The sequence below is a fragment of the Streptomyces sp. NPDC025651 genome (genome assembly GCF_055558735.1).
Genome location: NZ_JBVHLZ010000005.1, coordinates 338,062 through 363,926, shown reverse-complemented (window position 1 = coordinate 363,926; position 25,865 = coordinate 338,062). Strand labels below are relative to the sequence as shown.

Here is a 25,865-nt window from a genome sequence, read left to right as displayed (position 1 = left end):
AGTGGCTCGCTACTTCTTGGCGGAGCCTGCAGCCTTGCCGAAGCGGGCCTCGAAGCGGGCCACGCGGCCACCGGTGTCGAGGATCTTCTGCTTGCCCGTGTAGAACGGGTGGCACTCGGAGCAGACCTCGGCACGGACGGTGCCGCTGGAGATCGTGCTGCGGGTGGTGAACGACGCGCCACAGGTGCAGCTGACCTGCGTCTCGACGTACTCGGGGTGGATGTCGCGCTTCAAGGTGTCTCCTAGTTTCGGGAGGGCGCCGGGTCGTACGCGCGGATTGCTCGTACGTGAACCGGGGCCGACGTACCAGTCTGCCAGGACCGGCCGTATCTCCCAAAACCGGGGTCGGTGCCGATCTATTCCTGACGGGGCCCGCGACGGCTCAGTCGCTGGTCAGCCGCCGGTCAGTCGCTGCTGACCACGTCGCCCGCGGAGCCCTTGTCGCCCGCGGACTTCTCGGTGGCGGACTTGGGGATGGGCTTGTCGGCCTTGAGCGCGTCCCAGACCTCCTGGTCCGCCTCTTCGAGGGGCAGGACCCGGTTGAGGTCGTTGGGGTCGTACTGGATGGGCATCGTGACCATCTTCATGTCGCCCGCGCCGATCCCCTTGAGGCCGCCCGCGAAGCTCGCCAGCGACTGCACGTCGTTCAGGTCGGAGTCGGTGGTGATGGCGCTGGTCGCGTCGTCCGCGAGGTCGAAGAGCTTCTTCGGGTTGCTGAAGACGCCGACGTCCTTGACCTGGTTGAGCAGGGCCTTGATGAAGGCCTGCTGGAGCTGGATGCGGCCGAGGTCGCTGCCGTCGCCGACGCCGTGCCGGGTGCGGACCAGGCCGAGGGCCTGCTCGCCGTTGAGCGTGTGGGTGCCGGGCTCCAGGTCGAGGTGGCTGTCCTTGTCGTGGATGGCCTTCTTGGTGGTGATGTCGACGCCGCCGAGGGTGTCGATGAGCTTCTTGAAGCCCGTGAAGTCCACCTCGACGTAGTGGTCCATCCTGATGCCGGACATCTTCTCGACGGTCTTGACGGCGCAGGCGGGGCCGCCCACCTCGTACGCCGTGTTGAACATCTGCCGTCGGCCGCCGGGGTCGGTCCTGCCGTCCTCGGTCTTGCACTCGGGCCTGGTTATCAGGGTGTCGCGGGGTATGGAGACGACGCTGGCCTTCTTGTGGCCCTTGTAGACGTGCACGATCATCGCCGTGTCCGAGCGGGCCGCGCCCTCGTCCTTGCCGTACTTGGAGTTGTCTCCGGAGCGCGAGTCCGAGCCGAGGACGAGGATGTCCTGGGAGCCGTTGTCGATGTCCATCGGGCGGTCCGTGCCGAGCGCGGCGTTGATGTCGACGCCCTTGATGTTGCCGTTGAGCTTGAAGTAGAGGAAGCCGATTCCGCCTCCGCCGAGGACGACCACCGAGGCCGCGGTCCATGCCGTGACGACGAGCGCCTTGCTGCGCTTGCGGGGCTTGCGGCGCCGGCCGCCTCCGCCGCGCGGACGCTTCGGCTTCGTCTCCGCTGGATTGGCGGGAGTGCTCTCGTCGGCCATGTGCTCCTCAGTCCTCGTCGGTCGGTTACCCCCTGCTTTCAGGGCCAGGCATGGTTCGTCGTCACTTGTCAGACGTGGAAACCGCTTGAAGGGTTGCACAGCGCCCCATGTGCGCCGCGGTGTGCGCCGCTCACTCCCCGTGTCCGCGACTTTCGGCCTTTCGGCCTCCTACCTGCGGTTTTTCGCAACCCCGGGCTACTGCCCGTGACCGTGAGAATCTCTTATGTGTGTGGTCAAGGTCTCGCTTTGATCACGCCGGACACACACCCGACGCCAAAAGGGCCGCCCCGTCACACCAGTGACGGGGCGGCCCTTTCTTCTGTTCTCGGCTGCTCTCGGCCGCCGAGGACGACTAGTCGTTGCCGTTGCCCGGCGTCGGGGTCGTCTTCTGGATCTGCAGCAGGAACTCGGCGTTCGACTTCGTCTGCTTCATCTTGTCGAGAAGCAGCTCGATCGCCTGCTGCTGGTCGAGCGCGTGCAGCACCCGGCGCAGCTTCCACACGATCGCCAGCTCGTCCGAGCCGAGCAGGATCTCTTCCTTGCGGGTACCGGACGCGTCGACGTCCACCGCCGGGAAGATGCGCTTGTCGGCGAGCTTCCGGTCGAGCTTGAGCTCCATGTTGCCGGTGCCCTTGAACTCCTCGAAGATCACCTCGTCCATGCGGGACCCGGTGTCGACGAGCGCGGTCGCGAGGATGGTCAGCGAGCCGCCGTCCTCGATGTTGCGCGCGGCACCGAAGAAGCGCTTGGGCGGGTACAGCGCCGTCGAGTCGACACCACCGGACAGGATGCGCCCGGAGGCCGGGGCCGCCAGGTTGTACGCACGGCCCAGGCGCGTGATCGAGTCGAGCAGCACGACGACGTCGTGACCCAGCTCCACCAGACGCTTGGCGCGCTCGATGGCGAGCTCGGCGACCGTGGTGTGGTCCTCGGCCGGGCGGTCGAAGGTCGAGGAGATGACCTCGCCCTTGACCGACCGCTGCATGTCGGTGACCTCTTCCGGACGCTCGTCGACCAGGACGACCATCAGGTGGCACTCGGGGTTGTTGTGCGTGATCGCGTTGGCGACCGCCTGCATGATCATGGTCTTGCCGGTCTTCGGCGGGGCCACGATCAGACCGCGCTGGCCCTTACCGATGGGCGAGACGAGGTCGATGATGCGGGTGGTGAGCACGCCCGGGTCGGTCTCCAGGCGGAGCCGGTCCTGCGGGTAAAGGGGCGTCAGCTTGTTGAACTCCGGCCGCCCGCGCCCGGATTCGGGTGCCATGCCGTTGACGGAGTCCAGGCGGACCAGCGCGTTGAACTTCTCGCGGCGCTCGCCGTCCTTGGGCTGACGGACCGCGCCGGTGACGTGGTCGCCCTTGCGCAGACCGTTCTTGCGGACCTGGGCCAGCGAGACGTACACGTCGTTGGGGCCGGGGAGGTAGCCCGACGTACGGATGAACGCGTAGTTGTCGAGGATGTCCAGGATGCCCGCGACGGGGATCAGGACGTCGTCCTCGGAGACCTGCGGCTCGTTGCCGAAGCCCTCGTCGCGGCCGCGACGGCCACGGCGGTCCCGGTAACGACCGCGGCGGCCGCGGCGGCCACCCTCGAAGTCGTCCCCGTCCTCGTCGGCCCGCGGTCCGTTGTCCCGCTGACGGTCCTGACGGCCGCCGCCCTGCTGCTGACGGTCCTGGCGACCGCCGCCCTGCTGGTCGTCGCCCTTGTTGCCGCGGCGGTCGCGGTCACGGCCGCGGCCCTGGCGGTCACGGCGCTCGCGGCGGCCCTCGGCGTTGTTGTCGCCGGAGCCGTCGCCGCCCTTGTCGCCCTTGGCCTCGGACGCGTCGCCCTTGGCCTCGGCCTTCGACTCGCCCTTCGCCTCGGCGGCGACCGTCTCCGGGCTGCCCGCGTCCGCGGTGGCCCGGCGCCGACGGCGCTCACCGGCCGGCTGGTCGTCGCTGGCCGGCTGGCCGGGGATGTCGATCTGCTGCTGGGCGGGCGCCTTGCCGGCCTCGGCCTTGTCCGCCTTGCTCGCCTTGGTGGCGCTCTCCGCGGCGTCCTCGCCCGTACGGGCCTTCGAGGTGGCGCGGCGCTTCGGCTTGGTCTCGGTGGTGTCCCCGGAAGCCGCGGCGCTCTTCGCCGGGGCTCCGCCCCCTGCCTGCGCCTCCTTGATGACCTCGATCAGCTGGCTCTTGCGCATGCGCCCCGTGCCCTTGATTCCAAGGCCCGATGCGACCTGCTGCAGTTCCGCCAGCACCATGCCCTCGAGGCCGGTGCCGCGGCGCCGCCGGGACCCGGCCGAAGCACCGGTGGCAGGCGCCGCAGAGGCGTCCGTGGCGGGCGTGTCGGCAGTCACGCCCATCAGATCGGTGGTGTCGCTCACGAAGGGTCCTTCCCTGGAGCGGACGTCGGCCTGTCTGGCTCGGCGACCGGTTGTGCTGTCCGGCTGTCGGTCCTTGCTGTTTCGTGTGGACCGTGCCGGGGCGGTGGTCCGCCATGGCGGCGGAAGAATTCATTGGTGATGGCGATTCCCGATGCGGTGCCACTGAAGTGCGGTGTCACTCGGCTCGGTCACGCCGGTTCCGGAGCGTGCTCAGGACCGCTCAGTGCGGGGCACGAAGCAGATTGGGAGGCTCCCGGAAGAATGGTTGTCCCGGACGGGGACACAAAGCACCTCGCCATGGATGGGTCGGGTGCAGACTTGAGATTAACACTACCGGATCCAACAAACATTCCCCCTCTCCGAATCCGGACACCCCGAATTCAGTGCGTTCTCTGCCTCAGGGCGCAAGCGGCAGCACGCTCGCTCCCGTGGCGTCGAGCACCAGGCGGTTGGCCGCCCAGCCCTCGCCCGCCAGGCGTGCGACCTTGTCGGCCGCACTGTCTTCGGCCAGCGCGAGGACCGTGGGTCCCGCGCCGGAGATCACCGCGGGCACGCCGTCGGCGCGCAGCCGCTCCACCAGTGCGGCGCTCTCCGGCATGGCCGGGGCGCGGTACTCCTGGTGGAGGCGGTCCTCGGTGGCGGGGAGCAGCAGCTCGGGGCGCCTGGTCAGGGCCTCGACGAGCAGGGCCGCCCGGCCCGCGTTGGCAGCCGCGTCGACGTGCGGGACGGTGCGCGGGAGCAGTCCGCGGGCCGTCTCGGTGAGGACGGGCTTTCCGGGGACGAAAACCACCGGAACGATGGAATCGGCGGGGTCCATCCTGATCGCGCGGGCCGCTCCCCCGTCCATCCAGGAGAGCGTGAAACCGCCGAGCAGACAGGCCGCGACGTTGTCGGGGTGGCCCTCGATCTCGGTGGCGAGTTCGAGCAGCGCGGCGTCGTCGAGCCTGGCCTCTCCGCCTATGGTCACGGCGCGCGCGGCGACGATTCCGGCGCAGATGGCGGCGGACGAGGAGCCGAGGCCGCGGCCGTGCGGGATGCGGTTGGCGCAGACGATCTCGAGTCCGCGCGGCTGTCCGCCCAGCAGGTCGAAGGCGGTGCGCAGGGAGCGGACGAGCAGGTGCGACTCGTCGCGCGGGAGGGTCTCGCTGCCCTCTCCCGCGATGTCGATGTTCAGGCCGGAGTCGGCCACCCGGACGACCACGTCGTCGTACAGACCCAGGGCCAGACCCAGGGCGTCGAAGCCCGGGCCGAGGTTGGCGCTGGTGGCGGGGACGCGCACCCGGACGGCGGCGGCGCGGAACGCGGGACCGGCCATCGCTCGATGACTCTCCTTGAGCTGCGTGTTCTTGAGACTGCGTAATTTGTACTACGCGCCACATGTACGGGACACCCGAAGGCCGCGGACGACGGCGGCACCGCGGCATATGCGGCGGGGCGGGTTCGGTACAGCCTATCGAAGGAAGGTTCTGTGGCGACATAGGGCGCACAGGAGGCGCACGATGCGTGTCGTAAGCCCCCTGTGCCACCCCCTGTACGGAGTTGCGGGTTCTGCCTGCGGTTACGCCAGGCCGAGGCGCTCGGCGGCGGCGGCCGCGTCGACCGGGACGGTGACCGGCTGCGGCGCGCCGGCGACGGCCCAGTCGGGGTCCTTGAGGCCGTTGCCCGTGACCGTGCACACGATCTTCTGGCCCTTGTCGACCTTGCCCTCCTCGGCGGCCTTCAGCAGACCGGCGACCGAGGCGGCCGACGCGGGCTCCACGAAGACACCCTCCTGGGACGCCAACAGCTTGTAGGCGCGCAGGATCTCACGGTCAGTCACCTCGTCGATGAAGCCGCCGGACTCGTCGCGCGCGGCCAGCGCGTGCTGCCACGACGCGGGGTTGCCGATGCGAATCGCGGTGGCGATCGTCGAGGGGTCCTTGACGACCTCGCCGCGCACGATGGGCGCGGAACCGGAGGCCTGGAAGCCCCACATCCGGGGCGTGTGCGTCGACACCGAGTCGGCCGCGTACTCCTTGTAGCCCTTCCAGTAGGCGGTGATGTTGCCGGCGTTGCCGACGGGAAGGACGTGGATGTCGGGGGCGTCGCCGAGCGCGTCCACGATCTCGAAGGAGGCGGTCTTCTGGCCCTCGATGCGGAACGGGTTGACCGAATTGACCAGCGCCACCGGGTAGTTCTCGGAGAGACCGCGGGCGAGGTTCAGGCAGTCGTCGAAGTTGCCGTCGACCTGGAGGATCTTCGAGCCGTAGACGAGCGCCTGGCCCATCTTGCCGAGCGCGATCTTGCCCTGCGGCACCAGGACCGCGCAGACCATCCCCGCGCGTACGGCGTAGGCGGCGGCCGAGGCGGAGGTGTTGCCGGTGGAGGCGCAGATGACGGCCTTGGCGCCCTCCTCCTTGGCCTTGGTGATCGCCATGGTCATGCCGCGGTCCTTGAAGGACCCCGTGGGGTTGGCGCCCTCGACCTTGAGGTGGACCTCGCAGCCCGTGCGCTCGGAGAGCACCTGCGCGGGTACGAGCGGCGTGCCGCCCTCGCGAAGCGTCACGACCGGCGTGGTGTCGGAGACCGGAAGGCGGTCCCGGTACTCCTCGATGATTCCGCGCCACTGGTGGCTCATTGCTGCTTACTCCCCTTCAACCCGCATGATGCTGGCGACACCACGCACGGTGTCGAGTTTGCGCAACGCGTCGACGGTGCCGGTGAGGGCGGCGTCGGGCGCGCGGTGGGTGACGACGACGAGGGATGCCTCGCCGTCCTTGCCCGTCTGACGGACCGTATCGATCGATACGCCGTGCTCGGCGAAGACCGTCGCGACCTGGGCGAGGACACCCGGCTTGTCGGCCACGTCGAGGCTGATGTGGTAGCGCGTGACGACCTCGCCCATGGAGCCCACGGGCAGCCGGGTGTACGCGGAGTCGCCGGGCCCTGTGGCCTCGGCGAGCTTGTTGCGGCAGACGGCGACGAGGTCGCCGAGGACGGCGGACGCGGTGGGCGAGCCACCGGCGCCGGGGCCGTAGAACATCAGCTGTCCCGCGGCCTCCGCCTCGACGAAGACGGCGTTGTACGCCTCGCGGACCGACGCCAGCGGGTGGCTGAGCGGAATCATCGCGGGGTGCACGCGCGCGGTGACGGACTCGCCGTCGGCGGCCCGCTCGCAGATCGCGAGGAGCTTGATGGTGCAGCCCATGCGCTTCGCGGACGCGAAGTCGGCGGCGGTGACCTCGGTCATGCCCTCGCGGTACACGTCGTCGAGACGCACGCGCGTGTGGAAGGCGATGCCGGCGAGGATCGCGGCCTTGGCGGCGGCGTCGAAGCCCTCGACGTCGGCGGTGGGGTCGGCCTCGGCGTACCCGAGCGCGGTGGCCTCGTCGAGGGCTTCCTGGTAGCCCGCCCCCGTCGTGTCCATGGCATCGAGGATGAAGTTGGTCGTGCCGTTCACGATGCCGAGGACGCGGTTGACCTTGTCGCCGGCGAGGGACTCGCGCAGCGGCCGGATCAACGGGATGGCGCCGGCGACGGCGGCCTCGTAGTACAGGTCGCGGCCGTGCTCGACGGCGGCGGCGTGCAGGGCCTCGCCGTCCTGCGCGATGAGCGCCTTGTTCGCGGAGACGACCGACGCGCCGTGCTCGAACGCGGTGGTGATGAGGGTGCGGGCGGGCTCGATGCCGCCGATCACCTCGACGATGACGTCAATGTCACCCCGTTTGACCAGCGCGGTCGCGTCGGTGGTGATCAGGGACGGGTCGATTCCCTCACGCACCTTGGAGGGGCGGCGGACGGCGACCCCGGCGAGCTCCACCGGGGCGCCGATCCTGGCTGTGAGGTCGTCGGCGTGCGTCGTCATGATGCGCGCCACCTCTGAGCCGACAACCCCACAGCCCAGCAGCGCCACCTTCAGCGGACGCGTACGCATCATCCGACCTCACTTCTCATACATCTACGGTGGAACCAGTCTCACCCACCGGAACAGACTTTCTGTCCATTGTCCGGATCCTGAGACATCTATTTCATCTTTTCCGTCATCCGACGTCGAGACGCAGGAGATCTTCCTCCGTCTCACGCCGGACGATCACCCGCGCCTCGCCGCCTTGGACGGCGACGACGGGCGGGCGAAGTGCGTGGTTGTAGTTGCTCGCCATGGAGCGGCAGTACGCGCCGGTCGCGGGCACGGCGATCAGGTCGCCGGGCGCGAGGTCGGCCGGAAGGAAAGCGTCCCGTACGACGATGTCGCCACTCTCACAGTGCTTGCCGACGACGCGCACCAGCATGGGCTCGGCGTCGGAGGAGCGGGAGACGAGGGCGACGGTGTACTCGGCGTCGTACAGCGCGGTGCGGATGTTGTCGGACATGCCGCCGTCCACGGAGACGTACGTACGCAGCCCTTCGAGGGGCTTGACGGTGCCGACCTCGTAGAGCGTGAAGGCGGTCGGGCCGACGATGGCGCGGCCGGGCTCGACGGAGATGCGGGGGGTACGCAGCTGCGCGGCCGCGCACTCGCGCGTGACGATCTCGTTCAGCGCCTTGGCGATCTCGTGCGGCTCGCGGGGGTCGTCGTCCGAGGTGTACGCGATGCCGAGGCCGCCGCCGAGGTCGATCTCGGGGAGCTCGACGCCGTGCTCGTCGCGCACCTCGGCGAGCAGCTGCACGACGCGGCGGGCGGAGACCTCGAACCCGGCCATGTCGAAGATCTGCGAGCCGATGTGGGAGTGGATCCCGATGAGTTCGAGCCCGTCCAGCTTGAGGGCGCGCCGCACGGCCTCGGCGGCCTGGCCGCCCGCGAGCGCGATGCCGAACTTCTGGTCCTCGTGGGCGGTGGCGATGAACTCGTGGGTGTGTGCCTCGACGCCCACGGTCACGCGGATCTGCACGGGCTGGCGCCTGCCGAGCCGCTCGGCGATGTGCGAGACGCGCACGATCTCCTGGAAGGAGTCGAGGACGATGCGTCCCACGCCGGCCTCGATCGCCCGGTGGATCTCGTCCTCGGTCTTGTTGTTGCCGTGGAAGGCGATGCGCTCGGCGGGCATGCCGGCGGCGAGGGCGGTGGCGAGCTCGCCGCCGCTGCACACGTCGAGGTTGAGCCCTTCCTCGTGCAGCCACCGCACGACGGCACGGGAGAGGAAGGCCTTGCCGGCGTAGAACACGTCGGCCTCGGTGCCGAAGGCGTCGCGCCAGGCACGGCAGCGGGCGCGGAAGTCGGCCTCGTCGATGAAGTACGCCGGGGTGCCGAACTCCTCGGCCAGGCGCGTCACTTCGATGCCGCCGGTGGTGACGACGCCTTCGGGGGTGCGGGTGACCGTGCGGGACCAGACCTTGGCGTCCAGGGCGTTGAGGTCGGTGGGCGGCGCGCTGTAGTGGCCCTCGGGCAGGACGTCGGCGTGGCGGGGCCCGGCGGGGTGTGCGGAACGGCTCATGACTCGGTCGTCTCTCTCACGGGTGGCACTCGTCTCTCGCGGGTGTCACAGGTATTCGGGTGCGCTGATGCCGAGCAGGGACAGGCCACCGGCCAGCACCGTCCCGGCGGCTTCGGCGAGGGCGAGCCGGGCGCGGTGGGTGGCCGAGGGTTTCTCGTCACCGCAGGGCAGCACGGCGCCGTGCGTGACCGTCTGGAAGGCGAGGAAGGCGTCGGCGGTGGTGACGAGGTGCCGGGCGAGGCGGTCCGGGGCACGGTGGTGCGCGGCGGAGGCGAGGACGGCGGGGTACGCGTCGATCGCGTCGAGCAGGGGGTTCTCGGGCACGTCGCCGGGGGTGGCGGCAAAGCCCAGCTCGGCGGCGTTGCGGGTGAGGGCGCGGGAGCGGGAGTGGGCGTACCGGACGCGGAAGAGGGGGTTGCCCTCCCGCTGGGCGAGGTGCTCCTCGGTGGGGCGGGGGTGGTCGTGGGCGGCGGGGTGCAGCAGGGCCCACCGGGCGGCGTCGCGACCGAGGCGGAGGGGGTCCGGGTGCGTGGGGGCGGGGACGGGGCGGAGGGTGGGGACGGCGGGGGCGTCCGGCTGGGCGGGGGTGGGGTGTGGGGAGGGCTGCGGCCGGGGCGGCCGTCCGTACGCGTCGACCCGTACGCCCAGCGTGTCCACCCAGGCGGGGTCGAGGGCGTCGTCGCAGGTGACGCGGACGAGGGTGCCCTGGGAGCGGAGGATGCGGCGGGCGCTGTCGGCGAGGACGACGGCGCGGATCTCTCGGGGTACGTGGATCTGGGCGAGGTCGCCGGTGTCGGGGTGGACGTGCCCGTAGCAGCCGCCGCGGGCCAGGACGTCCCGCACGAGGACTTCGGCGCGGGCGCCCGCGAGGGTGATGTTGAGGAACCCGGGCCCGGTGATGTCGACGCCCGCGATGCCGGGCTCGGCGGCCAGCCGCGGGGACAGCACCTCGGCGACGTCCCTCGGGGAGCGTCCTGCGGCACGGGCGATCTGCAGGGCGACACCAGTGGCGTAGTCCCCGCACCCCCCGGGCCGCGGCCGCTCGACCCGCACGCTCCCTGCCTCCGGCACGGCCACGCGGAGCTCACCGGCATCGACGGCATGGCGCATGGCGCGCAGCACGGTGCGGGAGAGCTCGACGGGGGTCACGGGGACAAGCGTATGGGAGGAGGGGGGTCGGTAGGCGACTTGGTTTCCTGGATGGTCCGGGATGTGGACGGCGGGGCTTCGGGGGAGGCGGTTCCGGAGGTGGGGGGCTTGGGTCGGAAGGTGGCCCTGATCCCTGACCCCGGAAGGAGTGGTCCTGATCCCTGGCTCTGGAGGGGCGGTCCTGGTCCCTGAACTCCGAGGATTCCGTGGTCAGCCGCCGGCCTGCGTGGCGCGCTCGGCCTCGTCGCTGCTGGGACCGGAGCTGGAGCTGGAGCCCACCTCACCGACTCCGCCGGGTCCACCGGCCCGGCGCTCACTCCCCACCGGGCCGCGCTCACGCCCGGGCCCCTGCCCGGGCCCGCGCCCCTCGCGCTCCATCAACTGCCGCACGATCCCGATCAGTTCGCTCGGCTCGAAGGGCTTGGCGAGGAAGGCGTCGACGCCGACCTCCAGGCCGCTCTCCACCTCGTACTGCGTACAGGCACTGACGATGACGATCGGCAGGTTCCGGGTGCGGGCGTCGGAACGGAGCCGCGCGGCGGTCCGCAGTCCGTCGAGCCGGGGCATCACGACGTCCAGGGTGACCACGTCGGGCTGGACCTGCTGCACGACGTCCAGGCATTCGGCACCATCGGCCGCGGTCACGACCTCGAAGCCCTCCAGCTCGAGGTTGACCCTGATCAGTTGCCGGATGACCTTGTTGTCGTCCACAACAAGCACGCGGCCGGGCACGCCTGACACAACTCGAGAGTAGGTCCGCACCTGCCGCCGCGTCCCGGTTTTCCCTACTTCCGCCCCGTGCGAGGGAGTCGGCAGCGGCTGCTGGGCCTCGTGGGGCTTCCGGGTTCGCCGCGGCGGACCCGGAAGCCCGGAAATACCTGTTCATGGGGAGCCCCGAGGAGCTGGTAGGGTTCTACCCGTCACCGCGCCAGCCGCGAACGACACGCCCCCGTAGCTCAGGGGATAGAGCAACGGCCTCCGGAGCCGTGTGCGCAGGTTCGAATCCTGCCGGGGGCACCTTGTATGAGGTGTCTGAAGACCCCGCCGTCAGCGAGTTCGCTGAGTGCGGGGTCTTTGCGTATGTGCGGGCGGATGCCACGCTGAGCCGTCGCATGTCGGGGGCTGTGGCGTGTTCGCGGGATGGATCATGGGGAGTTTCCACAGGTCTGACCGCGGAAACGGCGAAGCCCCCGAGGGGCCTAGGGGCCTGGAACGTATCGCCGAACGGCCAGCAAGGCGGATCGGATGAGCGAGCGTCACTCGCACTCGCGGAAGAAGCTCTCGATGCGCTGAATCCCGATCTCGCGCCGCCCGTGCATGCACTTCGCGTAGCGGGCGAGTAGTACTTCTGGTACTTCGACGCTGTCCCCTGCGCGTCGCGTTCAGCGACCTCAACCGGGTCAAGGCCGGCGTTCAGCCAGCCGGAGAGAGCCGAGCGTCCGGCCGCGCACGGGGTGAACCAGCGAGCGGACATGACACGCGAGCAGGCGAGAGCGCGATTCCGCGTGCCTCGTGCCAGACGCGGTTGTACGTAGGAGTCCCCCCCCCGCTCATTGAAGAACAGGAGACCGTCATCGGCAGTACCGGAGGCGTCGGGGCTCCACTTGCAGATAAGGCCCAGCCCCGGAGGGATCGGAACAAGGGCAGACCTCTTGCTCAGGATGGTCCTTCAACCTGCGGTCCGTCCTGCGTCGTGCCGGTGTCAGTCCACCTCTTCTCAGCGGGCGCCGCGGAATCCGCCGACGTGTGTGAAGGTGTCGAGGATCGCGTTCATCTGGCGTGGATTCGCGACCACACGATGATCTATTTCCGTGGCTACCTGCGGCTTCTGCCACTTCACGGAGGCAACAGGACCGCGTACTGGAGCACGTCGACGAGCGTCTTCTTCCGAACCGTCTTGGCCGCGGTAGCTGCGCCATCGAGCTTGAGCTTCACAAGGGCAAGGACCGAGCGCATCACCAACGACGAGCAGCCCCCCTGGAGCACCAGGAGGCCGCGCTCACACCCCTTCGACACACGTCGCCCGAGGAAGGTGCCACACACGAATCTGCGCCTTCATGGAAGAGTCCGTCAGGTGGTCAGCCGTCAGCCCACGCCCGCAGCACCAATGGCTCGATCAGCACGCCCTCGGACTCCTGCCAACAGCAGAGAAACCCGAAACGCTCTGGCAAGTAGTCCAGCCGAGCGGGGCGTTCAGCATCGGCAGTTACACCCCAGATGGTGGATCGGGGACTGGAAAAGTGACCCCTAAACACCTGGTGAGGACCGGGGTACCTGCGCACGTGCCGAGGCCGAAACGCTCTCCGGAGCATTGCCGTACAACAACGGAGTACACCAACTTCCTCAACTCGATGAGGCCGGTAGAGTCCTCTCAGGTCGACAGTTCAACCCATACGACCGTCAATGGCCGTTCTGTGTAGAGCTACTGATCAGAAGGCCCCTCAGCCAACACCGAGGGGCCTTCATCAACTAGACCCCGCCTATTGAGCCGAAGGCGAGGGGGCAACTGTCGCCGGCGCTGACGGAGATGCAGGAGCCTGACCCCTGTCGTCCGTTGCGCTCACTATGACGAGCACTACGACGGCCACACACACGCACACAAAGCCCAGAAACACAAGGCGTTGCTTCTGTACCTCGGCGACACGCCCCTTGGAGTCTCCGGCAATGATCTGATACTTGGTCGTGCGGTGCTCGAAGAACTTACTGATCGAATCCTTAGGGAGGTTCCTGACCATCCTGGCCGCGGCGAGCATCGCGCAGGCAACGGCGGCAACGACGATGGTCCCCACGGACGCACCATCAAACAACTGAAAGAACACGACTGCGGACCTTTTCGAAGAGGTCGGCGAGACACAAGCAACATCGGCTATCCGCTTCGCATACAAGTGCGAAATGGCTCGCGCCTGACAAAGATGCGACGTCGGTCGCCTGAAGTGCGACGGCTTGAACGCCCATCTCCGGAGGACGCTGGCATAGATCACGACACCCGTTGGACTAAGCGGGCACGCAAGGGGGACAGCGCGCGCTCAGGTCAAGCCGGTGGACGATCGCCTTCTCCGCATATGAGGAGGCGCCGGCTAAGCGTCGAGTTACGCCTCGATGCGGTTCTCGGCCTTGCGGCCCTTGTTCCAGGCGGTCGCGACGAGCCGGTACGCAGTCGTCACACGGGAGCCCGTACCACTGTTGTTGAATCCACCCCGAGACGACTGGCTGAGAATCTCGGAGCGCCACTTGGCGGCCGTACCCATGCTCTGCATCTTCCGGGCAAGCTCTTTGTCGTCGACGAGGTCGCCCCACCGGCCGAGGAACGCACCGATGCCCCCCAGCAGCATGCCATCCCACGTCTCCGCCGAACGGTCCCACGCGTCTTCCGCCACCGAGAGCGTGCGATCGAAGACAGACGCACCGTACCGGTCGACAATCTGGAGCACTCCAGAGACTGCGCCCACACCGTTCGTCGAAGTCGAACCCAGCGCGAGGCCGTGCTTCTCCAGGATCCTGTCCGTGTCCACGAAGAGCGGGACACCGCCGGTGAGACCCACGTGGTACTCATCGATGGGGCGCGGCTTGTGCGATTCCCGGTTCTTGATCAGGAAGAGGATGGCTTCCTGAGCCTGTGTCAGGCCGTGATGAACTTCGGCCATGATGGTGGGGATACCCGCAAGCGCGCATGCGCGCCACCGGTGCTGCCCGTCGACTATGTAGAGGTCACCATCGGGACGCTTCGACACGATTATCGAGCCGAGCGCCTCACGCACCATCTTGCTCGAGATGTTCTGTGCGCGCTTCTCGTTGAGGGTCCTCTGCGCCTGCGGATCGATGTTGAGGTTCTTGATCGACACCTCAACGCCATAGTCCACACGATGCTCAGGGAGCTCGAACGTGTATCGAGCCTTAGGCATAGCTGTGCCCTTCAGCGCTGCGTTAGGGGGAGTTGACGGCCGAAGCCGGGATCTTGGGATACAGCGCGGCAAGCATTCAAACACACGTTCCCCACCCTGTGCAATTGACGATCACCCCGCCGACAGGACCAACTTCCCTTTGGGGGCTGGGTCAATGGCCGCGCGCCGAGGCAGGACGACGACGTTGGCGGCCTGGCCACCAAGGTCGTTCTGTACCCAGAACACGCCGGTGCCGAAGACCGACTTGAGGCCACTGGCCGACGCCGACAAGAACCAGCCCTCCCCTAGCACGCGGCGTATCTGCGGGATGTCACAAGGCCGTGGCGCGTGAGCACCGCCCTGCCCACGGGAGACACACAAGACCCAACCGAACTCCGGAGCCGCGCGAGCAGGTTCGAATCCTGCCCGTGGCACCTTGAATGAGGTGCCTGAAGACGCCGCCGTCAGCGAGTTCGCTGAGTGCGGGGTCTTTGCGTATGTGCGGGCGTGTGCCGTCCGGAGCCGTCGCGTGTCGGCGTCGGCGGAACGATGGGGCGCTCTGGGGGGCCGTGCTCAGTCAGCGGGCCGGTCGGGCCGAAGCGGTCGAGCAGAATCGGCGTGCTGATCGCGAGCGGGAGCAGGAGCGCCAAGAACAGGCGTTGGAGGCCAAGCGTGGCCCCTACGCAGAACTGAACACCGCGGCTCGCGCGTATGCGGGTCGCCGCCCGCGATGCCGCGTACCGGCGGGCGAAGGCATGATTCAGTGGGCCACTGTCCGATGGCGTGTATCTGCTGCGGGTCACGTTGCGGCACGACCTCGGAGTGGAGATCGACCCCCACTTCGAGCAGACCTGCGCTCAGGCCTCGCCGCGCTCGCCAGGGAGAGGGACCGTCTCGATCGGCTTCTCGGCGCCGAGAAGCCCAGGCTGCCGCCGGTCGATCGAGTTGGCGGATTGGTCGGCCGATCGAGTTGGTGGATTCGGTCGGCCTGCAGCCCCTCCCCCCGGCCTGGCCGGGGCCAGCGCGGCGTGGCTGGTCTTGGTGTCACCGTGTGTGGTTTTTCCGCGGCCCAATGTGCATCCACACTTTGTCGATCCTGTGCAACTTTGCCGTCGGGGCCATGGAAGACGGACGAGGGGGGCCATCTTGCCGGGGAGTGGTCGTGCGTGCCGTGATAGCACGGAGTGATCAATTCCGGAGGAGGGTACGACCGTTGGGCATCTTCAGTCGTCGTCAGGGTGCCGCCGTCGAGGCGTCGTCGTTCGGTCTTGCCGGTGTGCCTTCCCCTCGGGGGGAGGGTGGTGGTGTCGCGCTTGATCCTGCGTTGCGGGGGCTCACCGGGCAGTGGACCATCGACCGGCCGCACAGCCGCATCGGGTTCTCCGTGCGGCACGCCATGGTCACGACGGTGCGAGGGGCTTTCGCCGACTACGAGAGTTCGCTGTACTTCGACGGGGAGCGGCCCTCCGCCTCGCGGGCCGAGATCGTCATCCGGGTCGGCAGCGTCGACACCGGCGTGGAGCAGCGGGACGCCCATCTCGTCGGGGCCGACTTCTTCGATGCCCGGCGCTTTCCCGAGATGGTGTTCCGGAGCACCGCCGCGCGGCACGAGGGCGGGGAGAGCTTTCGGATGACCGGGGACCTGACCATTCGTGATGTCACCCGGCCCGTCGAGCTGCAACTCGACTATCTCGGCTCGGTCCTCGATCCGTTCGGGTACGAGCGCTGCGGCTTCGACGGCACCACCACCATCGACCGCACCGAGTGGGGGCTCGTCTACAACCAGCGGCTCGCCGCGGGCGGCACCATGGTGAGCGAGAAGGTGCGGCTGCAGTTCGACGTCTCGGCCGTCCGGAGCACGGCGTAGAGCAGCTACTTCCGGTCCGCGTCGTCCTCCTTCAGCGCCCGAGTCTCGCTCTTGAGGATGCGGAGCGACTTGCCCAGGGAGCGGGCCGTGTCCGGGAGGCGTTTCGAGCCGAACAGGGCCAGGACCACTATCGCGACGATCAGTAGGTGCCAGGGTTCCAGGGCGTTGCGGATCATCGGGGGCTCGCCTTCCTCAACAGTTGCCTTATTGCGCAACTGTACAACTATCGCCTCAGGGCGCGCAGTGCCGTCGCGTACAGCGCCGCCACCGCGCACAGGAGGACGTAGTAGAGGGGCGGCAGCGGTGTCATGCCGAGGGCCCGGCCCACGGGGGTGACCGGGAGCAGCAGGCCCGCCGCCGCCAGGGCACCCGCCGCCCAGGTCAGCGGTGTGGACCGCGCACGGGTCGTGCGCAGGAGCAGCATCGCGAGGGACTGGGTGACGAGGTTCTCCGTGAACCAGCCCGTGTGGAACAGCGCCTCGTCGTCCGCGCCCGTCGGGCCCGGTACCGCCACGGCGAGGATCGCGAACGTGGCCAGGTCCGCCAGGGCGTTGAGTGCGCCGAAGCGGGTGACGAAGCGGAGCAGGGGGCGGGGGCGCAGGGGTGTGGGGCGGCGCAGGGCGGCGGGAGACGGGCGTTCGTGGGCGAAGGCCAGTTGGGCCGCGTCGAAGCAGAGATTCTGGGCCAGCACCTGTGCCGGGAGCATCGGCAGGAAGGGGAGCAGCAGGGCCGCCGTGAGCATGGCCATGACGTTGCCGAGGTTCGAGGAGAGGGCGATGTGGAGGTATGCGGTCACCCGTGTCGCGCTGGAGCGGCCCGTGGTGATGGCTCGGTCCAGCGCCGTCAGGCCGGATGCCTCCGTGGGGGACGGGATCTGTTCCGGGAGGATCACGTCCGCCATCTCCCTCGCCACCGGCGTCGCGTCGTACGGTGCCACGCCCACGTCGGCCGCCCTCAGCGCCGGGAGGTCGTTGACGCCGTCTCCCAGGAAGCCCGTGGTGTGGCCGCGGGCGCGCAGGGCCGTGACGACGCGGGCCTTGTGGTCGGGGGTGCAGCGGGCGAAGACCGTGGTGCGGTCGGCCAGTTCGGCGAGCTCGGGCAGGGTGAGGCCCTCGATGTCCTCGGCCGTGCGGATGTCGTCCGGGCCGATGGGCGCGGGCAGGCCCAGGTCGGCGCAGGCCCGTGCCGCCGTGCCCGGCTGGTCGCCGGTCAGGATCCTGACCGTGACGCCCCGGTCGGCGAGCGCCCGCAGGGCCGGTCCCGCGGCCGGGGTCAGCGCGTCGCGCAGCGCGACGAAGCCCCGGAACGTCAGGCCTCGTACGTCTGCCGGTGTCCAGTCGCGGTGCCGTGCGGGGCGGTCGGCGGTGGCGACCGCCAGGAGGCGCAGGCCGCGCTCCGTGTGGTGTGCGGCGCGGGCGTGGAGGCGGGCGCGCTCCTCGTCGGGCAGCGCGCAGCGTTCCAGTACGTCCTCCACCGCTCCCTTGACCACGAGCGTGTGGACGCCCAGGCCGGCGCCGGGGCGTGTGACCACGGCGGTGGCCAGGCGGCGTACGGGGTCGAAGGGGAGGGCGGCGATGCCCTCGTAGCGGGTGAGGGCGTCCTCGTCGGCCGCGTCCAGGATCGCCTCGTCCAGGGCGTCCGGGGCGGGCAGGTCGGCGAGTTGGAGGGTCCACCAGGCGTTCACCGCCGCCCAGTGCAACGCCGCTTCGGCCGCCGGCCCGGTGTCCGTGCCCCGCTCCACGACCGGGCGGTCCCGCGTCAGCGTGCCGGTCTTGTCCACGCACAGGACGTCCATGGCGCCGAGGTCGTGCAGCGCGGGCAGCCGTTTCACGGTCACGCGGTGGGTGCGGGCCAGGTCGGCCGCGCCCCGCGCCAGGCAGGTGGTGACGACCACCGGCAGCATCTCCGGGGTCAGCCCGACCGCCACCGCGACGGCGAACGGCAGCGTCTCCAGGCCGCGTCCGCGCAGGGCCGCGTCCGCCACGAGCACCAGCGGCGGGGTGAGCAGCATGAAGCGTACGAGGATCCAGGAGACGCCCCGTACGGAACGGTCGAAGGCGCTGGGCGGGCGGTGGAGGCCTGCGGCACGGGGACGGCCGCGGCGCCACCACCGCCCACCGGCCACCCCGTGCTCCGCGGCGAAGCGCGTCCCGGTGCCCGTCGCCACCACCACCGCCGTGCCGCTGCCGGACGTGACGCTGCTGCCCTGGAAGCAGAGGTGCGGGGAGTCGAGGGGTGCGGGGGTGGCGGTCCCGCCGTCCGCCGGCGCGTCCGCGGCACGCTTGGGGGCCGGTGCCGACTCGCCCGTCAGCGCGGCCTGGTTCACGTACAGGCCGGTCGACTTGAGCAGGTGGACGTCCGCCGGGATCAGGTCTCCCGGGGCGAGCCGGACGACGTCGCCGGGGGCGAGCTCGTCGACGGGGAGTTCGCGGGATACCGGTGGTGCGTCCTCGCGGGGGCGGCGCAGCACCGTCGCCGTGGTGGGCACCAGGTCGCGCAGGGCGCTCACCGCGCGGTCGGCGCGATGCTCGCCCGTGGACCGGAGCGCGCAGCTGACCGCCACCAGCACGGTGATCACGCAGGCCGTGCCCCAGGCGGCGACGGCGGCGCAGACCAGGCCGAGGCAGAGCAGGACGGCGGTGAAGGGGTCGCGGAGCGCGCGTACGAACCGGCCGGGCCACGGCACGGTCCGCCGGGCCGGCAGGGCGTTCGGGCCGTGCCGGGCAAGCCGGGCGTCGGCCTCCTCCTCGGTGAGACCACGCGGCCCGGACTCCAGCGAACGCAGGACCGTGAGCGTGGTGGGTCGCGCCGCCAAACCCTCAGGCCCCGGCTCCGCGAAGCCCCCGGGCCCCGGCGCCGGTCGGCGTCTCCGCTCGGGATGCCAGCTGGGTGACCAGCAGCCGCACGACGCTCACCACATCCGGGTCCGCGGCGAAGTACACCATCCTGCGGCCCTCTCTGCGCGAGCCCACCAGGCCCGCCAGCTTCAGCTTCGTCAGGTGCTGGCTGACGGCGGGGAGCGCGCCGCCCACCCGTTCCGCGAGGCCGCTCACGTCGCTCTCGCCCTGCGCGAGGGCCCACACGATGTGCAGGCGCGCGGACGAGGCGAGCAGGCCGAAGGCGGACGCCGCCTCCGCGAGCAGTTCGGCTGGGGGATCGGGGCAGCCGCCGGCTTCCTTCGCCATCCGCCGGCCTCCCTCTCCGCTCGCTGTCGCCTTCCGCCGTGCCGGGTCAGTCTAGGTCGGCGTCCGGTGGCCGTAGTGACCTGCGCCGCTGTCCGCGGAAAGGTTCGGCGCGGTCGGTTCTTCTGCGGCATGCTGGCCGGGTTCGAGGACCACGTAACACGTGAACGCGTGACACGAAAGGAAGGCGCTCGTGGGCGACTGGATACGTTGCTTCCACCCCGCACCCACCGCCGGGACCCGTCTGCTCTGCTTCCCGCACGCGGGCGGTTCGGTCAGCGCCTATCACGCGCTGTCGGCGGCCGTGTCGGGCGTCGTCGATCCGGTGCTCGTGCAGTACCCGGGCCGCCAGGACCGGTACGGGGAGCCGTTCGCCGAGGGGACGGACGAGATCGTCGACGCCGTGCTCGCCGCGCTGCCCGCCTGGGACGACGGCAGGCCGCTCGCCCTGTTCGGGCACAGCATGGGCGCGCTCCTCGCGTTCGAGACCGCGCGGCGCATGGCCGCCGAGGGGCGTACCCCCAGCGCCCTGATCGTGTCCGGGCGGCGGGCGCCCTCGCTGCCCTGGCGGCCCGCGGGAGCGCGGCCGGTGCGGGAGATGTCCGACGACGAACTCGTCGCCGACATGCGGACGTTGTCCGGCACCGAGAGCGAGGTCCTGTCCTCGCCCGAGCTGCGGCCGCTCTTCCTGCCGCCGGTCCGCGCCGACTACCAGATCGTGGACGACTACGCCTACCGCGAGGCTCCCCCGCTCGACTGTCCGCTCGCCGTCCTGACCGGGGACGTCGACCCGCGCGTCACGGTCGAGGGCGCGCGCGTCTGGGAGCGCGAGACCCGGGGCGCCTTCTCCTGCCACGTACTGACCGGCGGGCACTTCTTCCTCGACGACCACCTGCCGTACGTCACCGACGTCATCGCCGCCGCGCTCCCCGACCGGAGCGCGACGACGCCGTGAGCCCGCGGGCTACTCCGCCTCGAACTCCGACAGGAGCGCGTCCAGGGAGTCCTCCGCCCCGTCCTGCTCCTTCGAGCCGACGACGCGGTCCGCGAGTTCGGGGAGGGTCAGCTCCTCCAGGAACAGGGTGATGGGCACGTCGATGCCGAAGTCGTCCCGGAGCCTGCCGACCAGGTGCACGGCGGTCAGCGAGTCGCCGCCCGCCGCGAAGTAGGTCGTCTCCGGGGCGACCGGGCCCTCCAGGCCCAGGGCCTCGGCGAGGAGCGCCGACACCGCCTTCGTCAGGTCGGACGGCGCTTCGCCGTCCGGGGCGGCCGCCGCTGCCTCCGTCCGGCGCGCCCTCGTGAGCGCGCCGAAGCGCTCCCCCGCGAACGGGTACGTGGGCAGGCTCACCCTGCGGCCCCCGCCCGCCTCCTCCGGCCAGGGGACCGTGCCGCCCTTCAGCCACAGTTCGCCGAGCCCGCGCAGCCCGTCGGGGTCGGGGCCGCCGTCCGCGTCGTCGCCGGGGCCGGGGCGGCCGCCCTCCGCGAGCGCCGTCAGCCGCTCGGCCGCCTGCGCCGGGTCCGAGGCCAGGACGTACGCGCGTACGTCCATGGGGGTGCGGCCGGTGCGCAGCGTGTGGGCGGCATCGGCGAGGGAGGGCGCGCCGGGTGCGCGCAGGGCGGTCGCGAGCCGGGCCGCGAGCGCGGTGAGGTCCTTCTCCGTGCGGGCGGAGAGGGCGAGGAGCTCGGTGCGGTCCTGTGACTTCGCGACGCCGCAGGGCGCGGGGCGGTCCGGTGCCTGCTCCAGGACGACGTGGACGTTCGTGCCGCCGATGCCGAGCGAGCTCACTCCGGCGCGGCGCGGTCCCTCGTCCGTGCCCGGCCAGGGGGCCGCGCGGTCCACGACGCGGAACGGCGTCGCGTCCAGGCGCAGTTCGGGGTGGGGGCGGGTGACGTTGACGGTCGGCGCCAGCGTGGCGTGCTCCAGCATGAGCACCGCCTTGATGAGCGAGGCGACGCCCGCGGCCGCGTCCAGGTGGCCGATGTTCGACTTCACGGAACCGATGCCGATGGCCGGGCCGCCACCGGGCCCGGGGGCCTCGGACGTGAACGCCGCGGTGGCCGCCGCCAGTTCGATGCGGTCGCCGAGCTCCGTGGCCGTGCCGTGCGCCTCCACGTACTGGGCGGCGGAGGGGGCGAGGCCCGCCGCCGACCAGGCCTCGACGACGGCCGCGGTCTGCTGCTCGACGCCGGGGGCGGTGAAACCGACCTTCGTGGCGCCGTCGTTGGTCAGGGCGCTGCCCCGCACGACCGCGCGGATGGGGTCGCCGTCGGCGAGCGCGTCGGACAGGCGGCGCAGCACGACGACGCCCACGCCGCTGCCGGGCACGGTGCCGCCCGCCCGCTCGTCGAAGGGACGGCAGCGGCCGTCGGCGGAGAAGATGCCGCCCTCGTAGTGGACGTATCCCTGCCTGCGGACGGTGTCGACGCTGACGCCGCCCGCGAGCGCGGTGTCGCACTCGCCGAGGAGCAGCGCCTGGGCGGCGAGGTGCACCGCCGTCAGCGAGGTCGAGCAGGCCGTCTGCACGGTCAGGCTCGGGCCCTCCAGGCCGAGGCGGTAGGAGATCCAGGGGGCGAGGAACTCCCGGTCGGTGAGGATGCGGATCTGCATCGCGCCGATCGACGCGGCCAGGCGCCGGTCGGTGTGGGCGGCCAGCATGTGCTCGGTCGGGCTGCCGCCCACGTAGACGCCGGTGCGGTCGGGGGCGGCGAGCGGGTCGCGGCCCGCGTCCTCCAGGGCGGCCCAGGCGGTCTCCAGGAGGAGCCGGTGCTGGGGGTCGAGGGCGGCCGCCTCGGTGCGGTTGAAGCCGAAGAGTTCGGCGTCGAAGCGGTCGGCGTCGGCGAGGTGCCCCTTGGCGGGCACGTGGTCGGGGCGGCCGATCTCCGCCGGGTCGGCGCCGTCGGCGAGGAGTTCGTCCTCGGTGAAGTCGGCGATGGAGCAGACGCCGTCGCGCAGGTTCGCCCAGTACGCGTCCAGGTCTGGGGCGCCGGGGAACCGCCCGCTCATCCCGACGACGGCGATGGCGGATTCGAGGGCCGGGTCGAGGGTGGGGTCGATCATCGTGGCGTGCCCTTCCTGGAGCGGAGCCGCCCAGCGGCGGCGGTCTGGCGTGCGCGGCGGTCGTCGCCCCTGCGCCGGGCCGCGGTGGCGGTGGCGGTGGCGTCGGTGGCCGCGTCGGACGCCCGGTCGAGGTGGGCCGCGACCGAGGCGACGGTGGGGTGGCGGAACAGGTCGACGAGGGAGAGTTCCGTGCCGTCCGCCGTTTCGCGGAGCGCGGCGAGGACCCCCAGCAGGCGCACCGAATTGCCGCCCAGGTCGAAGAAGTTGTCGTGGACGCCCACCCGGTCCAGGGTCAGGGCGCGGGCCCAGACCTCGGCGACGCGCGCTTCGGTGGCGGTGCGCGCGGCGACGTACGTACGCGTCGACTCGCCCCGCTCGGCGGCCGGTTCGGGAAGCCGCGCCCGGTCGATCTTGCCCGAGCGGTTGAGCGGCAGCTCGTCGAGGTGGACGTAGAGCTCCGGCAGCATGTAGCCGGGCAGCCGCTCGGCGAGGTGGGCGCGCAGGGCCTCGTCCGAGAGGGTCGCTCCCTCGCGGGGCACGACGTACGCGACGAGGCGCTGCTCGGCGCCCGTGCCGCGCACGGCGGCCGCGGCGACCGCCACGTCCGGGACGCCCGCCAACAGGGCCTCGATCTCGCCGAGTTCGATGCGGACGCCGCGCAGCTTGACCTGGGAGTCGGAGCGGCCGAGGTAGTGGATGCGGCCGTGCGCGTCGATGCGGGCGAGGTCGCCGGTGCGGTACATCCGGGCGCCCGGCGGGCCGTACGGGTCGGCGACGAAGCGTTCGGCGGTCATGCCGGGGCGGCCGATGTAGCCGCGGGCCAGCGAGGCGCCCGCGATGTAGATCTCGCCGGTGACGCCGGTCGGGACGGTGCGCAGGCGGTCGTCGAGGACGTGTACGCGCGAGCCGGGCACCGGCCTGCCGATGACCACGGGCTCGCCGGGTTCGAGGTCGGCGGTGGTGGCGTAGACGGTGGCCTCGCTGGGGCCGTACGCGTCGACGATCCTGCGGCCCGGCTCGCCGAGGCGCTCGACCAGTTCGGCCGGGCAGGCCTCGCCGCCGACCGCGAGCGTGCGCAGTTCGGGCAGGCGCCCGGTCACGTCGGGCAGCAGCATCGCGGCGGACGGCGGCAGGAACACGTACGTGATGCGCGAGTCCCGCAGCCGGGCGAACAGCGCGTCGCCGAGCCGTTCGTCGTCCCCCGCGACGTGCAGCTCGGCGCCCGCGACCCAGGGGAAGAACAGGTCGGAGACGGCGACGTCGAAGCCGAACGACACGAACTGCAGCACGCGGTCGTCGGCGGTGACGGGGAACGCGGGACGCACGGCCATGGTCAGGTTGGCCAGCGCGCGGTGCTCGACGGCGACGCCCTTGGGCACACCGGTGGAGCCCGAGGTGAACAGGACGTACGCGAGGTCCTCGGGGGACGGCGCGGGGGCCGGGCCCGGCTCGGCGGCCGGGTGCTCCCCCGGCTCCTCCGGGCCGCCCGCCGGCTCGTCCGCGCGCAGGCACGGCAGGTCCAGCGCCGCCCCCTGCGCCGCGGTCTCCGCAGCCGTCAGGAGCAGCCGCGTACCGGAGGCCTCGACCATGTGCGCGAGGCGGGCGTGCGGGTGGGCCTGGTCCAGGGGGACGTACGCGCCGCCCGCGCGGAGCACCGCGAGGGCCGCGACGCCCATCTCGGCCGAGCGGGGCAGCAGCAGGCCGACCCGGACGCCGGGACGCACTCCGCGGGCCCGCAGCCGGGCCGCCAACCGGTCGGCGGCGGCGAGGAGTTCGCGGTAGGTGTAGCGCACGTCGCCGCAGACGAGGGCGGTGGCGTCGGGCCGTGCGGCGGCGACGTCCGCGATGATGTCGGGCACCAGACGGTCCGTGGGCGCGGCCTCCGCGGTGCGGTCGGCGGCCGCGACGGCGCGGGCGCGGTCGGCGGCCGGGACGGCGTCCAGGGTCGAGAGCGGGGCGTCGGGGCGGGCGAGTGCCGCGTCGAGGAACGTCTCGAAGGAGCGCACCCAGGCGCGGACGGTGGCCGCCTCGAAGAGGTCGCTGCGGTAGATGAACTGCGCGGCGAGGTCTCCGCCGTCGCCGAGGCCGCCGTCGGCCGGGCCGCCTTCGCCCAAGTGGCCCGCGCCCGCCCGGCTTTCGCCCGACCGGCCCGCGCCCGAGCCGCCTTCACCCGAGCCGCCCGCGCCCGGGCCGCCTTCGCGGACCCCTTCGGTCGGCCCCCAGCGCTCGACGTGCAGATGGAAGTCGAACTTGGCGGTGTCCAGGGCGAGTTCGACGCGCTCGACGCGGGCGTCCGCGAGCCCGAGCGTCAGCTCCGTGTCGTCGTCGTACGCGAAGATCACCTGGACCACCGGGTCGTGGCTGGTCTCCCGGGACGGGGCCAGCGCGTCCACGACGGCCTCGAACGGGGCGTCCTGGTACGGCTGTCCGGCGAGCAGGGCGGAGCGGATCCGGCCGATCAGCTCGCCGTAGGAGGGGTCGCCGGAGAGGTCGACGCGCAGCGCCAGGGTGTTGGTCAGCATGCCGACCATCTCCTGGAGCTCGGGCCTGTCGCGCCCGGACACCGGGTAGCCGACGACCAGGTCGTCGCGGCCGCTGAGGCGTCCGAGGAACGCGGCGTACGCGGCGAACAGCGCCATGAACGGTGTCCCGGCCCGCGCGCGGGCGGCCTCGGCCAGGCGTGCGCGGACGCCGCCGCGCAGCAGGAACCGCTCGCTGCCGCCCGCGGCCGTGCGCACCGCGGGGCGCGGCCGGTCCAGGGGCGGCGAGAGGACCTCGGGCGCCCCGCGCAGCTGTCCGACCCAGTGCGCGACGTGTTCGGCATAGCCGCCCTCGGCCTGGCGCTCGCGCTGCCAGACCGCGAAGTCGGGGTACTGGAGCGGGAGTTCCGGGGCTTCGTGGGCCACTCCCCTGGACTCGGCGGCGTACGCGGCGGACAGGTCGCGCAGGATGATGCCGAGGGACCAGCCGTCGCAGATCAGGTGGTGGGCGACGAGCAGCACACGGTGACTGCCGTCGTCCACGGCGTACACCGCGCACCGCAGCAGCGGTCCCGACGCCGGGTCGAAGGGGACGGCGGCGTCGGCGCGCAGCCGCGCCTCCGCCTCCCGCGCCGGTACGTCCTTCTCCACGACGAGGTGCGCGCGGCCGGACGCGGCGACGATCTGCGTCTGCGTGCCGTCGGGCGCGGTGCGGAAGACGGTGCGCAGCGACTCGTGGCGGGCCACGAGGGCGTCGAGCGCGCGCGTGAACGCGCCGAGGTCGAAGGGGCCGTGCACGGCGAAGGCGGCGGGCACGTTGTACTGGGCGGTGCCGGGGTTCAACCGGTCGAGGACCAGGAGCCGGCTCTGGGCGTCGGAGACGGGGAACTCGTACTCCTCGACGGCCGCCTGGGCCGCCGGGTCCAGCGTGTCGTCCACT

The 25,865-nt window shown here is 71.3% G+C and carries 17 protein-coding genes and 1 tRNA gene; 3 read left to right on the top strand and 15 right to left on the bottom strand.

Features of this window, described 5'->3' with window-relative positions; all coding sequences use genetic code 11:
• Positions 1 to 9: 9 nt before the first annotated feature.
• The 9 genes from rpmE to ACZ4D5_RS20930 all read right to left on the bottom strand — a co-directional run bounded on the left by rpmE (position 10) and on the right by ACZ4D5_RS20930 (position 11,273).
• Positions 10 to 234, bottom strand: a complete 225-nt coding sequence (gene rpmE / locus ACZ4D5_RS20970) for a 50S ribosomal protein L31 (RefSeq protein ID WP_055696813.1) — start codon at positions 232 to 234, stop codon at positions 10 to 12.
• Between the two features lie 170 nt (positions 235 to 404).
• Complete coding sequence (locus ACZ4D5_RS20965; protein WP_467773873.1) at positions 405 to 1,532, bottom strand: LCP family protein; 1,128 nt, start codon at positions 1,530 to 1,532, stop codon at positions 405 to 407.
• A gap of 352 nt (positions 1,533 to 1,884) precedes the next feature.
• The gene (gene rho / locus ACZ4D5_RS20960) at positions 1,885 to 3,897 is read right to left on the bottom strand and encodes a transcription termination factor Rho (protein ID WP_467773872.1); all 2,013 of its coding nucleotides are present in this window, start codon (positions 3,895 to 3,897) and stop codon (positions 1,885 to 1,887) included.
• Positions 3,898 to 4,294: 397 nt separating this feature from the next.
• Positions 4,295 to 5,212, bottom strand: a complete 918-nt coding sequence (thrB, locus tag ACZ4D5_RS20955; protein WP_467773871.1) for a homoserine kinase — start codon at positions 5,210 to 5,212, stop codon at positions 4,295 to 4,297.
• A 243-nt stretch (positions 5,213 to 5,455) separates the two neighbouring features.
• Entirely contained in the window at positions 5,456 to 6,514 is a 1,059-nt protein-coding gene (thrC, locus tag ACZ4D5_RS20950) for a threonine synthase (protein ID WP_467773870.1), read from the bottom strand.
• 6 nt (positions 6,515 to 6,520) lie between these two features.
• Entirely contained in the window at positions 6,521 to 7,813 is a 1,293-nt protein-coding gene (locus tag ACZ4D5_RS20945) for a homoserine dehydrogenase (protein ID WP_467773869.1), read from the bottom strand.
• A 103-nt stretch (positions 7,814 to 7,916) separates the two neighbouring features.
• Positions 7,917 to 9,308 (bottom strand): diaminopimelate decarboxylase, encoded by a 1,392-nt coding sequence (lysA, locus tag ACZ4D5_RS20940; RefSeq protein WP_467773868.1) that lies wholly within the window; start codon positions 9,306 to 9,308, stop codon positions 7,917 to 7,919.
• 45 nt (positions 9,309 to 9,353) lie between these two features.
• Positions 9,354 to 10,457, bottom strand: coding sequence for an ArgS-related anticodon-binding protein NrtL (gene nrtL, locus ACZ4D5_RS20935; protein ID WP_467773867.1), 1,104 nt, complete (start codon positions 10,455 to 10,457; stop codon positions 9,354 to 9,356).
• Between the two features lie 210 nt (positions 10,458 to 10,667).
• Positions 10,668 to 11,273 (bottom strand): response regulator, encoded by a 606-nt coding sequence (locus ACZ4D5_RS20930; protein ID WP_467774042.1) that lies wholly within the window; start codon positions 11,271 to 11,273, stop codon positions 10,668 to 10,670.
• A gap of 129 nt (positions 11,274 to 11,402) precedes the next feature.
• Between ACZ4D5_RS20930 and ACZ4D5_RS20925 the strand changes: the two genes are divergently transcribed.
• Positions 11,403 to 11,474: transfer RNA gene (locus ACZ4D5_RS20925), tRNA-Arg, on the top strand.
• Positions 11,475 to 13,546: 2,072 nt separating this feature from the next.
• Here ACZ4D5_RS20925 and ACZ4D5_RS20920 read toward each other — a convergent pair.
• A complete protein-coding gene (locus ACZ4D5_RS20920) occupies positions 13,547 to 14,299 on the bottom strand; it encodes a DUF6551 family protein (protein WP_467773866.1) in 753 nt (250 codons plus the stop codon).
• Positions 14,300 to 15,551: 1,252 nt separating this feature from the next.
• Here ACZ4D5_RS20920 and ACZ4D5_RS20915 point away from each other — a divergent pair.
• The gene (locus ACZ4D5_RS20915; RefSeq protein WP_467773865.1) at positions 15,552 to 16,205 is read left to right on the top strand and encodes a YceI family protein; all 654 of its coding nucleotides are present in this window, start codon (positions 15,552 to 15,554) and stop codon (positions 16,203 to 16,205) included.
• A 5-nt stretch (positions 16,206 to 16,210) separates the two neighbouring features.
• On the opposite strand, the gene tatA is transcribed toward ACZ4D5_RS20915, so the two are convergent.
• From tatA to ACZ4D5_RS20900, 3 genes are read right to left on the bottom strand one after another with little or no spacing between them, the layout of a single operon-like run.
• Complete coding sequence (tatA, locus tag ACZ4D5_RS20910) at positions 16,211 to 16,381, bottom strand: Sec-independent protein translocase subunit TatA (protein WP_467773864.1); 171 nt, start codon at positions 16,379 to 16,381, stop codon at positions 16,211 to 16,213.
• Positions 16,382 to 16,428: 47 nt separating this feature from the next.
• Positions 16,429 to 19,020, bottom strand: a complete 2,592-nt coding sequence (gene mgtA / locus ACZ4D5_RS20905) for a magnesium-translocating P-type ATPase (RefSeq protein WP_467773863.1) — start codon at positions 19,018 to 19,020, stop codon at positions 16,429 to 16,431.
• Between the two features lie 4 nt (positions 19,021 to 19,024).
• On the bottom strand, positions 19,025 to 19,390 hold the full coding sequence (locus ACZ4D5_RS20900; protein WP_467773862.1) for an ArsR/SmtB family transcription factor: 366 nt from the start codon (positions 19,388 to 19,390) through the stop codon (positions 19,025 to 19,027).
• A gap of 190 nt (positions 19,391 to 19,580) precedes the next feature.
• Between ACZ4D5_RS20900 and ACZ4D5_RS20895 the strand changes: the two genes are divergently transcribed.
• Positions 19,581 to 20,342 carry a thioesterase II family protein gene (locus ACZ4D5_RS20895; RefSeq protein WP_467773861.1) on the top strand — a complete coding sequence of 254 codons (762 nt, stop codon included), beginning with the start codon at positions 19,581 to 19,583 and terminating at the stop codon, positions 20,340 to 20,342.
• A 9-nt stretch (positions 20,343 to 20,351) separates the two neighbouring features.
• On the opposite strand, the gene ACZ4D5_RS20890 is transcribed toward ACZ4D5_RS20895, so the two are convergent.
• Both ACZ4D5_RS20890 and ACZ4D5_RS20885 read right to left on the bottom strand, forming a co-directional pair.
• Positions 20,352 to 22,445, bottom strand: coding sequence for a beta-ketoacyl synthase N-terminal-like domain-containing protein (locus tag ACZ4D5_RS20890; RefSeq protein WP_467773860.1), 2,094 nt, complete (start codon positions 22,443 to 22,445; stop codon positions 20,352 to 20,354).
• Positions 22,442 to 25,864 carry a non-ribosomal peptide synthetase gene (locus ACZ4D5_RS20885; RefSeq protein WP_467773859.1) on the bottom strand — a complete coding sequence of 1,141 codons (3,423 nt, stop codon included), beginning with the start codon at positions 25,862 to 25,864 and terminating at the stop codon, positions 22,442 to 22,444. Before ACZ4D5_RS20885 ends, ACZ4D5_RS20890 begins: the two co-directional genes overlap by 4 nt.
• Position 25,865 lies beyond the last annotated feature (1 nt).